12 protein-coding genes and 1 pseudogene are annotated in these 14,612 nt (G+C 72.3%); 10 read left to right on the top strand and 3 right to left on the bottom strand.

Annotated elements, in window-relative coordinates; genetic code table 11:
* Positions 1 to 2: 2 nt before the first annotated feature.
* Positions 3 to 497 (bottom strand): cysteine dioxygenase, encoded by a 495-nt coding sequence (locus MDN94_RS03950; RefSeq protein WP_482724581.1) that lies wholly within the window; start codon positions 495 to 497, stop codon positions 3 to 5.
* Between the two features lie 169 nt (positions 498 to 666).
* Here MDN94_RS03950 and MDN94_RS03945 point away from each other — a divergent pair, with 169 nt between their 5' ends.
* The 4 genes from MDN94_RS03945 to MDN94_RS03930 all read left to right on the top strand — a co-directional run bounded on the left by MDN94_RS03945 (position 667) and on the right by MDN94_RS03930 (position 7,009).
* On the top strand, positions 667 to 846 hold the full coding sequence (locus tag MDN94_RS03945; protein ID WP_482724580.1) for a hypothetical protein: 180 nt from the start codon (positions 667 to 669) through the stop codon (positions 844 to 846).
* A 282-nt stretch (positions 847 to 1,128) separates the two neighbouring features.
* Positions 1,129 to 1,392 (top strand): WhiB family transcriptional regulator, encoded by a 264-nt coding sequence (locus MDN94_RS03940; RefSeq protein ID WP_053557226.1) that lies wholly within the window; start codon positions 1,129 to 1,131, stop codon positions 1,390 to 1,392.
* Positions 1,393 to 1,613: 221 nt separating this feature from the next.
* On the top strand, positions 1,614 to 5,420 hold the full coding sequence (locus tag MDN94_RS03935) for a glycosyltransferase family 2 protein (protein ID WP_482724579.1): 3,807 nt from the start codon (positions 1,614 to 1,616) through the stop codon (positions 5,418 to 5,420).
* Positions 5,417 to 7,009: a DUF5719 family protein gene (locus tag MDN94_RS03930; protein WP_482724578.1), complete on the top strand. Its 1,593-nt coding sequence runs from the start codon at positions 5,417 to 5,419 to the stop codon at positions 7,007 to 7,009. The genes MDN94_RS03935 and MDN94_RS03930 overlap by 4 nt, the downstream gene beginning before the upstream one ends.
* Positions 7,010 to 7,069: 60 nt before the next feature.
* Here MDN94_RS03930 and MDN94_RS03925 read toward each other — a convergent pair whose 3' ends face one another.
* Entirely contained in the window at positions 7,070 to 7,498 is a 429-nt protein-coding gene (locus tag MDN94_RS03925) for a metallopeptidase family protein (RefSeq protein ID WP_482724577.1), read from the bottom strand.
* A gap of 273 nt (positions 7,499 to 7,771) precedes the next feature.
* On the opposite strand from MDN94_RS03925, the gene MDN94_RS03920 reads away from it, so the two are divergent.
* The 6 genes from MDN94_RS03920 to MDN94_RS03895 all read left to right on the top strand — a co-directional run bounded on the left by MDN94_RS03920 (position 7,772) and on the right by MDN94_RS03895 (position 13,632).
* On the top strand, positions 7,772 to 8,200 hold the full coding sequence (locus MDN94_RS03920) for a DUF3499 domain-containing protein (RefSeq protein WP_053557230.1): 429 nt from the start codon (positions 7,772 to 7,774) through the stop codon (positions 8,198 to 8,200).
* A 127-nt stretch (positions 8,201 to 8,327) separates the two neighbouring features.
* Complete coding sequence (locus tag MDN94_RS03915) at positions 8,328 to 9,689, top strand: phosphomannomutase/phosphoglucomutase (protein ID WP_482724576.1); 1,362 nt, start codon at positions 8,328 to 8,330, stop codon at positions 9,687 to 9,689.
* Positions 9,690 to 9,875: 186 nt separating this feature from the next.
* Positions 9,876 to 10,058, top strand: coding sequence for a Trm112 family protein (locus MDN94_RS03910; RefSeq protein WP_100107426.1), 183 nt, complete (start codon positions 9,876 to 9,878; stop codon positions 10,056 to 10,058).
* A 141-nt stretch (positions 10,059 to 10,199) separates the two neighbouring features.
* Positions 10,200 to 11,339 (top strand): SIS domain-containing protein, encoded by a 1,140-nt coding sequence (locus MDN94_RS03905; protein WP_482724575.1) that lies wholly within the window; start codon positions 10,200 to 10,202, stop codon positions 11,337 to 11,339.
* Positions 11,340 to 11,394: 55 nt separating this feature from the next.
* The gene (gene manA / locus MDN94_RS03900; RefSeq protein WP_482724574.1) at positions 11,395 to 12,573 is read left to right on the top strand and encodes a mannose-6-phosphate isomerase, class I; all 1,179 of its coding nucleotides are present in this window, start codon (positions 11,395 to 11,397) and stop codon (positions 12,571 to 12,573) included.
* 93 nt (positions 12,574 to 12,666) lie between these two features.
* On the top strand, positions 12,667 to 13,632 hold the full coding sequence (locus tag MDN94_RS03895; protein ID WP_453463524.1) for a cation diffusion facilitator family transporter: 966 nt from the start codon (positions 12,667 to 12,669) through the stop codon (positions 13,630 to 13,632).
* A 620-nt stretch (positions 13,633 to 14,252) separates the two neighbouring features.
* Here MDN94_RS03895 and MDN94_RS03890 read toward each other — a convergent pair.
* Positions 14,253 to 14,417, bottom strand: a pseudogene (locus MDN94_RS03890) (PTS fructose transporter subunit IIB); the annotation flags it as partial.
* Positions 14,418 to 14,612 lie beyond the last annotated feature (195 nt).

Below are 14,612 nucleotides of genomic sequence, written 5' to 3'. Positions count from 1 at the left end.
CATCAGGCGGGAACCGTCTCCGTCGTGCAGCGCGCGGCCGTGTGCATCGGCATCTCGGTCAGGCCCGGGTAGTAGACGTGCAGGCTCACGGCGGGTTCGAGGGAGTCGTTGACGACCTCGTGCGCGTAGCCCGGTGCGAAGACCCGCTGCGCACCCGCGGCGAGTGAGCGTTCGCCGCGCGCGGTCCGCTCGGTCAGCCGGCCCTCGAGGACGGTGAGCACGCCGGAGGAGGGACCGTGGTCGTGGAGTCCGCTGCCCTGGCCGGGGACCCAGCTGAGCAGCCAGATCTCGTAGCCGGGGCCGGTGTCGAGCCGGTGGTACCAGCGGGTGGTGGCGTCGTATTCGACGAGGTGCGCCCACCGAGTGCGGTCGGTGGCGATGGACCGGGCGAGGCCGGCGAACTCGGCCACGGTGGCCGGGTGCTCACGTGCGGGCTGGAGCAGGTGCTGTACGGCGAGGATGTCGCCGGCGATCTGGAGGTCGCTGTCGCTGTTCATGGGTGCGGAGGGTCCTCAGCAGAAGTGCGGGGGTGTCGCAGAGCAGGAAGAAGACGCAGAAGCTGGAGCTCGAGGGCATCAACAGCTGGAACAGCAACAGCAACAGCGCGCCTGGACAGCGCTGCGGAACCCGCGGAGGCGGGTCGCGAGGGGCGCTGTGGTCGCTGGCATGGAAACAAAGGTGACGGTTACGCTCGTCGACTGTCAACCCGATGACCGATTTGGCGGCAATGTTTCACCTTTTCCGGTTACGGAAGCGGGAGAAAGGTTTGTGCAGCGGGGGGTGGGGACACATGCGGCAGCAACCCTGCTTTCAAACGTCATCCGGCCTGAAGTGATCGCACTGTGATCCGGATCGCTTCGCCGGCTCGATCGAAACAAGATCGATGTCTCTGGCGTCTTCCTTTTCGAGGGACGGTGGGGTGTGGACCAGGCCGCTGGCATGTGTCATGTTTTTTGGTGATTTGAACACTTTCCGCATAGCCTTGGTTCCGCAGAGTGAATACCGGGCCCAATAGCAGATCTCGGCTTGACTGGCCCGGAGCCACACACTTGTAATTTCACTCGTGTCGTTCGGCCGAAAACGATCGCGGCAACATCACGGGGACGCAAAGACAGACGAGGGGCGCACATGACCGAGCTGTTCGAACAACTGCTGGTCGAGGACGCGGACGAGGAACTCGGCTGGCAGGAGCGCGCGTTGTGCGCCCAGACCGATCCCGAGTCCTTCTTCCCCGAGAAGGGTGGCTCCACCCGCGAGGCCAAGAAGGTCTGCCTCGCCTGCGAGGTCCGCTCCGAATGTCTCGAATACGCCCTGAACAACGATGAGAGATTCGGAATCTGGGGCGGCCTCTCGGAGCGGGAACGCCGGCGCCTGAAGAAGGCAGCCGTCTGAATCGCCGCCCACCCGCCGCCCGGTCGCTTCCGGTCCGAGCCGCCCGATCGCGCCGGCCCGAACGGCACAAGCAAGTCAAATGCATACGTAACGAACGGTCCGCCGTCTGTGGGTTGTCCACAGGCTGCGGACCGTTTACATGCCAGCCGTTAGTGTGGGGCCCCGTCCGTGACGCACCAGAGCCCCTACGGGGTGACCCCGGCCGGAGGGCCCGTACCTCAATGTCCGCCACCACAGCCGCGTTTGTTCCGGCAGCCGCGCCAGAGTTCCCGCGGCACGTAGTCACCGCCGTGCTCGTCTCCCACGACGGCGCGCGCTGGCTCCCCGACGCCCTCGCCGGACTGATCGGCCAGGAACGCCCCGTGCAGAACGTCGTCGCGGCCGACACCGGCAGCGCCGACGACTCGGCCCGACTGCTCACCGACGCCCTCGGCGCCGACCGCGTACTGCACCTCGCACGCCGCACCGGCTTCGGCACCGCCGTCGAAGAGGCGGCACGCACCGCCGGCGTCCTCACTCCCGAGGAACTGCCGTATCTGAAGCGGCCGAGCGGCTGGGACCCCGTCAGCAGGACCTGGCGCGACGAGGCGTACGACATGCCCGAGCTGCCGCACGGCGAGCCCGTCCAATGGCTGTGGCTCCTGCACGACGACTGCGCCCCCGAGCCCGACGCCCTCGCCGAACTGCTGCGCGTCGCCGACTCCGACGAACACGTCGCGATCGTCGGCCCCAAACTCCGCGGCTGGTACGACCGCAAGCAGCTCCTGGAGACCGGCGTCTCCATCGCCAACAGCGGACGGCGCTGGACCGGACTCGACCGCCGCGAACAGGACCAGGGTCAGCACGACCAGGTGCGCTCCGTCCTCTCCGTCTCCTCCGCCGGCATGCTCGTACGCCGCGACGTGTTCGAGGAACTCGGCGGCTTCGACCGGCGGCTGCCGCTCATGCGCGACGACGTCGACCTGTGCTGGCGCGCCCACTCCGCGGGGCACCGCGTCCTGATCGCCCCCGACGCCGTGCTGCGGCACGCCGAGGCCGCCGCCCGCGAACGCCGCACCGTCGACTGCGCCGGCCGGTCAGTGGCCAGCCCGCACCGCGTCGACAAGGCCGGCGCCGTCTACACCCTGCTCACCAACACCCGCGGCGTCGCGCTGCCTTATGTACTGCTGCGCATCGTCCTCGGCACACTGCTGCGCACCCTCGCCTACCTCGTCGGCAAGGTGCCCGGGCAGGCCGTCGACGAGGTCATGGGACTCTTCGGCGTCCTGCTGCGCCCCGAACGCATCCTGGCCGGCCGCCGCAGACGGTCCCGGCGGACCGTCGAGGCGAGCGAACTGCGGCCGCTCTTCCCGCCGCCCGGCGCTACCGTCCGCGCCACCGTCGAGCAGGTCGTCTCCGGCTTCGGTGGCTCGGACGCCGACTCCGGCGGCTCCCGGCACGGCGCCGTGGAATCGGGCCCCGGCGGGGACGACGCCGACTTCTTGGAGATCGAGCAGTTCGCCAGGCTCAAGAAGATCGCCCGCAAGCCCGGGCCGCTCCTCTTCGCCCTGCTCCTCGTCGCCTCGCTCGTCGCCTGCCGCGGACTCTTCGCGGGCGGCGCGCTGGCCGGCGGCGCCCTGCTGCCCGCCCCGGCCGACGTCTTCGACCTCTGGAGCCGTTACGCCGACAGCTGGCATCCCATCGGCACCGGCGGAACCCAGGCGGCGCCGCCCTACCTGGCCGTCCTCGCGGTGCTGTCCGCACTCTTCCTCGGCTCCACCGGCCTCGCCCTGACCGTGCTGCTCGTCTGCTCGGTCCCGCTCGCCGGCCTCACCGCGTACTTCGCCTCCCGCCCCATCGTCGGCTCACGGCTGCTGCGGGCCTGGGCGAGCGTCGCCTACGCCTTCCTGCCCGCCGCCACGGGCGCGCTCGCCACCGGGCGGCTCGGCACGGCGGTCCTCGCGATCGTGCTGCCGCTCATCGCCCGTGCCGCGGTCGCCGCCCACGGGCTGAGTCTCAAGGGCGGCGGGCGCGGCAGCTGGCGGGCCACGTGGGCGTACGCCCTGCTGCTGACCTTCGCGACGGCCTTCACCCCCGTCGTCTGGCCGATCGCCGTCGTCATCGGCATCGCCGTCCTGGTGCTGCGCCGCGGCGACATCACGGCATACGCGCTGCGCTTCGTCGCGTCCGTCGGTACGCCGATGCTGGTCCTCGCCCCCTGGTCGCTGTCGCTGCTCGCCGGCCCTTCCGGCTTCCTCCGCGAGGCCGGGCTCGAGTACGACGGCGGCGCGGCGGGCGCGACCGACCTGCTGGGCATCAGTCCCGGCGGCCCCGGAACCGTCGGCGGGCTCCTGATGATCGGCATCGTGCTCGCGGCGCTCGGCGCCCTGCTGCGCGAGGAGCGGCAGTTCGCGATCCGCGGCGCCTGGGCGGTCGCACTGGTCGCCCTGGTCTTCGCGGCACTCGTCAACGGCTCCGGTGACAGCGGTGCCGGCTGGGCCGGACCCGCGACCCTCGTCTACGGCATCGCCCTGCTGGCCGCCGCCGTGCTGGGCGCCGAGGGCGGCCGCACCCGGGTCGCCGCCCAGAGCTTCGGCTGGCGGCAGCCCGTCGCCGCCCTCGTCGCGCTGGCGGCCGGCCTCGCCCCGGTCATCGCCGCCGCCAACTGGATGCTGAGCGGCGCCGGAGGTCCTCTTGAGCGGCGTGACCCGGTGCAGGTGCCGGCGTTCGTCGCCGAGGAGAGCGACACCCAGGACCAGCCGCGCACGCTCGTCCTCGGCGGGGCCTCCGCAGCGAAGGTCTCCTACACACTCGTACGCGGTTCCGGCGCCCGCCTCGGCGACGCCGAGCTCACCGAGACCGCCGGCGGCGACCCCAGGCTCGACAAGGTCGTCGCCAACCTGGTCGCGGGCTCCGGCGCCGACCAGACCAGCCAGCTCAGCGGCTTCGCGATCCGCTATGTGCTGGTGCGCGACGGAGCCCCCCGGCAGACCAGCCGCGTCCTCGACGCCACCCCGGGCCTGAGCCGGCTCAGCCAGCTCGACGGCAGCGCGCTGTGGCGGGTGGACCGCCAGGTCGCCAGGGCCACCATCGTCACCGGCAAGGAGGAGCCGCTGCCCGTGGCCTCCGACGCCGTGGAGGCGCACGCGAAGATCCCCGTCGGCGGCTCCGGCCGCGTCCTGCGCATCGCGGACCGCGCCGCGGAAGGCTGGCAGGCGACCCTCGACGGACGCCCGCTGAAGAAGACCACGGTGGACGGCTGGGCGCAGGGCTTCGAGCTGCCCGCGCAGGGCGGCCGCCTCGACCTGACGTACGAGGACCCGGCCACGCACACGGCCTGGATCTGGGTGCAGGCGTTCCTCGCGCTCGTGCTGCTGGTGCTGGCCCTGCCGGGTCGGCGCCGGGAGATCGACGACGACCTGCCGCAGGAGCCGGTGGCCGTGCCGGAGCAGCCGGTCGCGGGCGAGGGCCGCCGGGCGCGCAGGCTGCGGGCCCAGGCGGAGGCCGAGGAGGCGGAGCCGACCGCCCAGGACGGGCAGCGGACGCCGGGTCAGGACCAGGAGGCCGCGCAGCCCGCTCCGTACCCGGCGGCGGTACCGCAGCAGCAGTACGGCGAGTGGGACACGCAGACCCACGCGGCCACGCCGTACGGAACCTCGTACGGCCAGCAGCAGTACCAGGAAGGCGGGTACGGCGAGAACGCGGACCAGGCCCCGAGCCAGGGGTACGGCGGCGAGCAGCAGTACGCGGACGGCCAGCAGTACGGCGGGGATCAGACGTACGGAGACCCCCGCTACCAGCAGCCGTACCAGGCCGACCACTACCAGGCCCCTTCCTACGGCGACGGCCAGTACGGGTCCGACGGCCAGTACGGGTCCGACGGCCAGTACGGGTCCGACGGGCAGTACCAGCCCGGCCAGTACCAGCAGGACGGCCAGTTCCAGCAGGACGGGCAGTACGACCCGTACGGCTACGGCGACGCGAACGGCGGCCCGTACCCCCAGCCCCCGGCGCAAGCCCCCGGCACGACGCGAGGCGAGTCAGAGTGAAGCGCACGACCATCTCCCTGATCGCCGTCGCCACGGCTCTCGCCGCGGTGACCGGCTTCGCCTCCCTCACCGCACCGGACGGGGAGGCGACCACGGAAGCCGCGGCTCCGGCACGGCTGCCCGTAGAGCGTTCCAGCCTGCTCTGTCCGGCGCCCAGCAGCTCGGACCTCGCGGAGACGCGCTACACCTCGTTCACCCCGGTCATGAAGGACAGCGCGGAGGAAGGCGCCAAGGACGGGGTCGCGGCCGACGAGGCGGCGGGCGGCGGCGCGGACACGGCCGAGCTGCGGCCGTCGGCGGCCACGCTGGCCGATCCCGGCGCCGCGCCGGCGGACAAGGAGGACAAGGGCACGGCGGACAAGGACGGCGACGCCGAGAAGGCCGCGTCCGACAAGCCATTCCTCGCTCTCAAGGAGCCCGGCAAGCCCGTCTCGGCCGAGGAGAGCGGCGGCCAGGCCCCGGCGCTCGTCGGTACGGCCACCGGCCGCCTCGCCCCCGGCTGGACCGCGCAGCAGACCACCGTCGTCGCAGCGGGCAGCGGCCGGGGCCTCCTCGGCGTCAGCTGCACCGCACCGGACACGGACTTCTGGTTCCCCGGCGCCTCGCTGGCCGAGAAGCGCCAGGACTATGTGCACCTGACCAACCCGGACGACACCACCGCCGTCGTCGACGTCGAGCTCCACGGCAAGGACGGCGCGCTCAAGAGCACCGTGGCCGAGGGCATCCCGGTTCCCGGCGGGGCCGGCCTGCCGGTCCTGCTGTCGACGCTGACGGCGGACCCGGCGGAGGACGTGACCGTCCACGTCACGACCCGTACCGGCCGGGTCGGCGCCGTCGTGCGGTCCGCGGAGAAGGACAGCGGCGGCGACTGGCTGGCGGCCTCCGCCGACCCGGCAGCGACGGCCGTGCTGCCAGGTATCCCGGCGGACGCGACCTCGGTGCAGCTTGTGGCGTTCGCCCCCGGGGACGACGACGCGGAGCTCCAGGTGCGGCTGGCGGGTGCGACGGGCACCATCACCCCGGCGGGGGCGGAGACGCTCCATGTGAAGTCCGGGATGACCGCGAGCCTCGACCTGAAGGACGTCACCCGGGGCGAGGCGGGCTCGCTCGTCCTCAGCCCGGCCGAAGGCGGCGGGGCCACCCCCGTGGTGGCAGCGCTGCGTGTCGTACGGGGTGAGGGCGACAAGAAGGAGGTCGCGTTCATTCCGGCCGCCGCGCCGGTGGGGGAGCGCGCCACGGTGGCCGACAACCGGGCCAAGGGTTCCCAGCTGTCGCTCGTGGCGGCGGGCAAGGCCGCCGAGGTCAAGGTCACCGCGTCGGCGGGGACCGAGGGCGGTACAGAGGTCGTCAAGACGTACTCGGTGAAGGCCGGGACGACGCTGGCCGTACCCGCGCCGGTGCCGGCGGGGCTCAAGGGTTCCTACGCGCTCACGGTCGAGACGGTGTCCGGTGGGCCCGTGCACGCGTCGCGGTCGCTGGAGATCGCTGACGACGGCATCTTGATGTTCACCGTGCAGACGCTGCCGGACGATCGCGGGATGGTGGCCGTGCCGGCGGCCGAACAGGATCTCTCCGTGCTGGACGACTGACGTGTTCGGTGGCCGGCGCTTGCTGGCCACCGTTGTCCGTGCCGATTCCCGGGCTGTCCGTCAGTCCTGCCCGTAGCGCGGATCGACCGACTCCGGTGCCAGCCCGAGCAGCTCCGCGACCTGCTCGACGACCACTTCGTGAACGAGGAGTGCCCGTTCGTCGCGGTTCTTTGTCCGGATCTCGACGGGGCGCCGATAGATCATGATCCGCGCGGGCCGGTCCTTTGCGGCCGGGACCGCACTGCCCAGGGGCACCGACTCGTCGGGCGAACCAGGGACCTCCAGGACCAGGAAGTCGACATCGGCCAACTGCGGCCAGTGCCGCTCCAGCCGCTCCACCGAGTCCTGGACCAGGTCACGGAACGTCTCGGCACGGCTGGCCGAGAGCGGCACCTGAGGGGGAGCGACGGGGCCGCGCATGCCTCTTCCGTGGCGGTCACGGCGGCGGGGCCTGGCCTCAGCCGGTCGGGGGGGTACGGGACTGTCCATCACTGACGCAGGGTAGCTCTCCGGGGACCGCGGCGATCGTGTCCGGGCCCGGGGCGGCCGGCCTGTCGCCGATTGAGCATTCCGGCCAACGTTGAGCCCGATTCCACGACTCTCGCGACCGCCCTTCTCGCCGCAATTGATCTGATTCACTCCACCTCGCGACCGCGCGGTGCCCGGCCGTCTCCGGTGCGGTTGTCTCTCCGTGCAGGTCAGGCCAGTTGCCCGAACAGCCGATATGTCCCAAGTCACACGACGACACGGGGGAGTGACCTGGTGGAGAGTCGTCGCAGCCCGCTCAAGAGTGCGGTACCGTCCAACGTCGTGAGCCCTGTACGTCGCTGTTCGCGCACCGCGTGCGGCCGCCCTGCCGTCGCGACACTGACGTACGTCTATGCCGATTCGACTGCGGTCCTCGGTCCGCTCGCCACCTACGCCGAGCCCCACTGCTACGACCTGTGCGCCGAGCACAGCGAGCGGCTGACGGCGCCACGCGGCTGGGAGGTCGTCCGGCTCACCGACGGCTCCGCCCCGGCCCGCCCCAGCGGCGACGATCTCGAAGCGCTCGCGAACGCGGTGCGCGAGGCGGCACGGCCCCAGGGCCGAACGGCCGAAGCGGGCGGCCAGGGCGGACGGCGTTCGGCGGACCCCATGGAGGTCGCGCGCCGCGGTCACCTGCGGGTGCTGCGTTCCCCCGACTCCTGACGCCGCCGCTCCCCTCGAACGCCCGCCTGCCCGACGGCTTTGCGGCATGACCCGGTCCGCGCCCCCACGCCACAGCCCCGTGAGGGTAGTTTGAGGTGACCGCATGGACTTCAGAAGGGGTTGGGCCGTGGCTGCTGATCTGTCGCAGATCGTGAAGGCGTACGACGTCCGCGGGGTGGTGCCGGATCAGTGGGACGAGTCGCTCGCCGAACTGTTCGGCGCCGCCTTCGTCGAGGTGACGGGCGCGGACGCGATCGTCGTCGGCCACGACATGCGGCCGTCGTCGCCCGGCCTGTCGAGCGCCTTCGCCCGCGGCGCCGCGGCCCGCGGCGCCGACGTCACCCTCATCGGACTGTGCTCGACCGACCAGCTGTACTTCGCCTCCGGACACATGGGGCTCCCGGGCGCCATGTTCACCGCCTCGCACAACCCGGCGCAGTACAACGGCATCAAAATGTGCCGCGCGGGTGCCGCACCCGTCGGCCAGGACACCGGCCTCGCCGACATCCGCCGGCTCGTCGAGACCTGGTCCGAGCAGGGCGCCCCCGCTCCCGCAGGGACCCCGGGCACGGTGACCGAGCGCGACACGCTCACCGACTACGCCGAGCACCTGCTCTCGCTCGTCGACCTCTCGGCGATGCGCCCCCTCAAGGTCGTCGTGGACGCGGGGAACGGCATGGGCGGCCACACGGTCCCCACAGTCTTCGGCCCGCTGCCGCTCACGCTCGTCCCGATGTACTTCGAGCTGGACGGCACGTTCCCCAACCACGAGGCCAACCCGCTCGACCCGGCCAACATCGTCGACCTCCAGGCCCGCGTGCGCGAGGAGGGCGCGGACCTGGGCCTGGCCTTCGACGGCGACGCCGACCGCTGCTTCGTCGTCGACGAGCGCGGAGAGGGCGTCCCACCGTCGGCGATCACCGCTCTGGTGGCCTCCCGTGAACTGGCCAAGCACCCCGGCGGCACGGTCATCCACAACCTGATCACCTCGTGGTCCGTCCCGGAGGTGGTCCGCGAGAACGGTGGCACACCGGTGCGCACCAGGGTCGGGCACTCCTTCATCAAGGAGGAGATGGCCCGTACCGGAGCGATCTTCGGCGGCGAGCACTCCGCGCACTACTACTTCCGCGACTTCTGGAACGCCGACACGGGCATGCTCGCCGCGCTCCACGTCCTCGCGGCGCTCGGTTCCCAGGACGGCACCCTGTCCGAGCTGGTCGCGCAGTACGACCGGTACACGGCCTCCGGCGAGATCAACTCCAAGGTCGACGACCAGGCCGGCCGGGCGGCGGCGGTGAAGGCCGCCTTCGCCGCCCGCGAGGACGTCACGGCCGACGAGCTCGACGGGCTGACCGTGACCACCGCGGACTGGTGGTTCAACCTGCGCGCCTCGAACACGGAGCCGCTGCTGCGGCTCAACGTCGAGGCACGCGACGAGGCGACCATGGTGAAGATCCGGGACGAGGTGCTGGCGCTCGTACGGGCCTGAGCCCGCCGGTACGGGTGGGGGCCGCGGTCCCCACCCGTACCGACCGCCCACGCCGCCCCAGAACGAGCCGCACCCCGCCCCCCGGCGGTAGGCTGACGAGGCCTGATCCGCCACACAGTGACCGCGCGTCGGACGCGAGCGCAACCGCTCCGTCCGATGTGCGACAGCCGAAGGGACACCGCTGTCATGCCGCTCGAAGCCGGCCTCCTGGAGATCCTCGCCTGCCCGGCCTGCCACGCCCCGCTCGACGACCGCACGGCAGCCGACACGCCCGAGCTGATCTGCACCGGCAAGGACTGCGGCCTCGCCTACCCGGTCAGGGACGGCATCCCCGTCCTTCTCGTCGACGAGGCTCGCCGCCCCGCATAAGGCGGCACCGACGGACGGTGGTGCGACGGACCACGGGCCCGGTACGACGGCGCCCGAAGGACCTGGCCCCACCTTCAGGACCGCGTCCCGACAACCGCACAACACCCCCCGCACGCGTACGGCGATCGGAGGCCCACCCCCATGCTCGACGAGTCGCTCCTCGACGACCCGGACGCCTTGGCCCGTGCCGACCGCCGCGGCCTGCTCCGCGGCGCGGCAGAGGCCGGGGCCCGGGTGCGCACCGCCGCCAGGCACGCCGACGAAGCCGGCATCGCGCGGCTCAGCCCCGAGGGTCGGCCGCGGGCCGTCCTCGTCGCGGGCCCCGGCACCGCGGCCCTGGGCGTCGCGGACCTGATCGGCGCCCTCGCCGGCGCCTCCGCACCCGTCATCCCGCTCCGACCCACCGGCGTCGCCCACGCGGCAGGCGCCCTGCGCTGGGCCCTCCCGGGCTGGGCGGGCTCGCTCGACCTTCTCCTCCTCACGACCACGGACGGCAGCGAACCCGGCCTCGCCCTGCTCGCCGAGCAGGCCTACCGGCGCGGCTGCACGGTCGTCGCCGTCGCTCCCCGGACCGCGCCGCTCTCGGAGGCGGTCGACGCGATCCACGGCCTGGTCGTTCCCATGGCCACAGCCCCCTACGAGGCGGAAGAGACCGCCCAAGCCGCCGCGCCCGGCGCGCTCTGGGCGCTGTTCACGCCCCTCCTCGCGCTCCTCGACCGCCTCGCGCTGGTCGACGCGCCCCCGGAGAGCCTCGCGAAGGTCGCGGACCGGCTGGACCGCACCGCCGAACGGTGCGGCCCCGCCATCGCCACACACAGCAACCCGGCCAAGACCCTGGCCGCCGACCTCGCCGACCGGCTGCCGCTCATCTGGACGGAGGGCGCGGGCGCCGGTCCGGCAGGCCGGCGCTTCGCCGCGGTCCTGGCCGAACTCGCGGGCCGCCCCGCGCTCGCGGCCGAGCTGCCGGAGGCCCTGCCGGCGCACGGAGTGCTGCTCGCCGGTGACTTCACTGCGGGCGCCGACCAGGACGACTTCTTCCGCGACCGGGTCGACGAGCAGCAGGCGCTGCGGGCCCGTGTCGTACTGCTGCGCGACCGGCCGGCCGGCGGCCTCACGGCGGCCCCCGCCGCCCGCGAACTGGCGCTCGGCCACGACACGGCCGTCAGCGAGCTCGAACCGGAGGACGGCTCACAGCTGGAGTCGATCGCCGAACTGCTCGCCGTCACCGACTTCGCCGCCGTGTACCTGGCCCTCGCGGCCTCCGGCAACCACCACGAGTAGACGCACAACGGCCGCACCCGCACCACGACGTACCGACGAAGGACCAGGGAAGACCATGGATCGCCTCGCCAACACCGTGCGCCCCTACGCGTGGGGGTCCACGACCGCCATCCCGGAGCTGCTCGGCGTCGCTCCCACGGGCGAGCCGCAGGCCGAGATGTGGATGGGAGCACACCCGGGGGCACCGTCCCGCGTCACCCGCGGCGGCGAGGCGGACCAGCCCCTGTCCGACGTGATCGCCGCCGCCCCAGAACGCGAGCTCGGCGAGGCGGCCGTCGGCAAGTTCGGTCCCCGGCTGCCCTTCCTCCTCAAACTTCTTGCCGCCGCCGCGCCCCTGTCCCTCCAGGTCCACCCGGATCTCGCCCAGGCCAGGGACGGCTACGGCGCCGAGGAGAACGCCGGAGTCCCCGCCGACGCGCCGCACCGCAACTACAGGGACGCCAACCACAAGCCGGAACTGATCTGCGCGCTCACGCCGTTCGACGGCCTCTGCGGCTTCCGCGCCCCCGCCGCCGCGGCCGAACTGCTCGCCGGACTCGAGGTCGACTCCCTCAAGCCGTACGTCGACCTCCTGCACGCCCAGCCCGAGGACGCCGCCCTCCGCGAGGTGCTCACCGCCGTGCTGACGGCGGACCCGCAGGAGATGGCGGCCACCGTCGCGGAGGCCGCGGCCGCCGCCGAACGCCTCGGCGGGGCATACGCCCCGTACGCCGAGATCGCCCGCCACTACCCGGGCGACCCTGGCGTCATCGCGGCGATGCTGCTCAACCACATCCAACTGCAGCCGGGAGAAGCGCTGTTCCTCGGCGCCGGCGTTCCGCACGCCTACCTCGACGGACTCGGCGTCGAAATCATGGCCAACTCCGACAACGTACTGCGCTGCGGACTCACCCCCAAGCACGTGGACGTTCCCGAACTCCTGCGCATCGTCCGGTTCGAGGCCACCGAACCCGCCGTGCTGCGCCCCGAGGCGTCACCCTCCGGGGAAGAGATCTACGAGACGCCCATCGACGAATTCCGGCTGTCCCGCTTTGTACTCGCGCCCGACGCGGAGGCCCGCGACGTGACCGCGTCCACGCCGCAGATCCTGCTCTGCACCGCGGGCGGCGTCACGGCCGGTCAACTGCGGCTTGGACCGGGCGAGTCGGCGTTCGTGCCGGCAGGCGAGAAGGTGGAGATCTCGGGTACGGACGGCGGTCCCGGCACGGTCTTCCGCGCGACTGTGGTGGCCTGAGTCGGCACCGCAGACGGCTGCTGCGACAATGGCGCACCGCCGAGACCGCGCGCAGGACCGGTCGGCGTACGTACGAAGGGACATCGGGCAAGCATGAGCGCGTCAGGCGGTACCAAGGCGATCGTGGCAGCACTCGCCGCGAACCTCGCAATCGCGGTGGCCAAATTCGTGGCGTTCCTCTTCAGTGGTTCGTCGTCGATGCTCGCCGAAAGCGTCCACTCGCTCGCCGACTCCGGCAACCAGGGCCTGCTGCTGCTCGGCGGCAAGAAGGCTCAGCGCGAGGCGACCCCCCAGCACCCCTTCGGGTACGGGCGCGAGCGCTACATCTACGCCTTCCTAGTCTCCATCGTGCTGTTCTCCGTCGGTGGCATGTTCGCCATCTACGAGGGCTACGAGAAGATCAAGCACCCGCACGAGATCGAGGCCTGGTACTGGCCGGTCGGCGTGCTGGTCTTCGCGATCATCGCCGAGACGTTCTCGTTCCGTACCGCCATCAAGGAATCCAACGTGGTGCGCGGGAAGCTCAGCTGGACGCAGTTCGTGCGCCGGGCGAAGGCGCCCGAGCTTCCCGTGGTGCTTCTGGAGGACCTGGGTGCCCTGGTCGGCCTGATCCTGGCCCTCGTCGGCGTCAGCCTGGCGCTGGTCACGGGCGACGGTGTGTGGGACGGCATCGGCACCCTGTGCATCGGTGTCCTGCTCATCCTGATCGCCATCGTGCTCGCCGCGGAGACCAAGTCGCTGCTGCTGGGTGAGGCCGCGGGAACGGACGACATCGAGAAGATCAAGGCCGCCACGGTCGACGGCCGGACCGTCACCCGCATCATCCACATGCGCACGCTCCACCTCGGTCCCGAGGAACTGCTCGTCGCAGCGAAGATCGCCGTCGAGCAGCACGAGACCGCCGACGAGGTGGCGGAGGCCATCGACGCCGCCGAGGAGCGCATCCGGGCGGCCGTTCCGATCGCGCGCGTCATCTACCTCGAGCCGGACATCTACAACGAGTCGAGGGCTGCCGCGGGCACCGACCCCGCAAAGTCGCCGGGCGGCTCCGGCCACTGAGCGGGTCCTGGTCCAACGGGGAAGGCCCTCGGACCGTGTGCCACCGGCGATGCCGGCGTTGCCGGTCGGGGGCCTTCCCCTTTTCGCCGTTCCTGACCGCTCGCGGGCCTTGGCGTTGCGTGTGGCACGCGGCCGGTGTCCCCTGGGGCGTCGTGCGTCGGCAACTTTGCCCGGTGCCCGGTGCCCGGTGCCCGGTGCCCGGTGCCCGTGGACGTCGGCCGGGCCGACGGCCGGCTGGCCGGCCTCGCGCAGCCCCGCGAGGACCGCGGCCTCGTGCGGTGCCGGGCGCCCGGCGGTGTTCTCCGCCGGCTGCTTGAGTTGGCGTGGGCGGACAGGCGTCTCCTCCGCCGCCGGCCGGGGCGGGACGGCGGAGCCCGCCGCACCGCGGTGCCGCCGGGCGCAACGCGCGGATCGCGGCGTACCGTCCCGGCGGCCGCCGCCGACACCGGTACCTGCGGACGGGCACGTGGACGTGGACTTAGACGTGGACGTTGCCGTCGGCATGGCGGAGCGCCCCGGCCGGCGGCCGGCTGGCCGGCCTCGCGCAGCCCGGCGAGGATCGCGGTTCGTCCGGTGTCGTCGTCAGGCGCTCATGGAACTCCGCGTCCATGAACTCATGTCTCGGCGCCGATGGATCCTTGGGCCTCCACCTTCATGTCGACGCCGAGGACCTGCGCGGCCTGTGTCAGCTTCTCCGCCGCCATGTATGTGTGGGCGATGCCGGTCGGACAGGCCGTCACCGCCAGCAGCTTCAACGCCCGCTGCCCGCTCGCCGGACTCGTCACGTGGTTCTACTGACGCTCGACCCGCCGGATCGTGCGGATGGTCCCGAACCACCAGCGGTGTCGCAGCATCGGGCACCAGATTCCGACCATGTCGAAGCCCGGAAGCCGCAGACCTGCCGCCTTCCGGACCAGGGAGACTGGCAGGAACCCGCCCCTGGGCGGCTGGGGTCGGCTGGGCCGATCGGTGTAGATTCG

It is taken from the genome of Streptomyces sp. WAC00040 (assembly GCF_056835925.1).
Note: the sequence above shows the minus strand (reverse complement) of the source record. Positions and strands in the feature narration are given on the sequence as shown.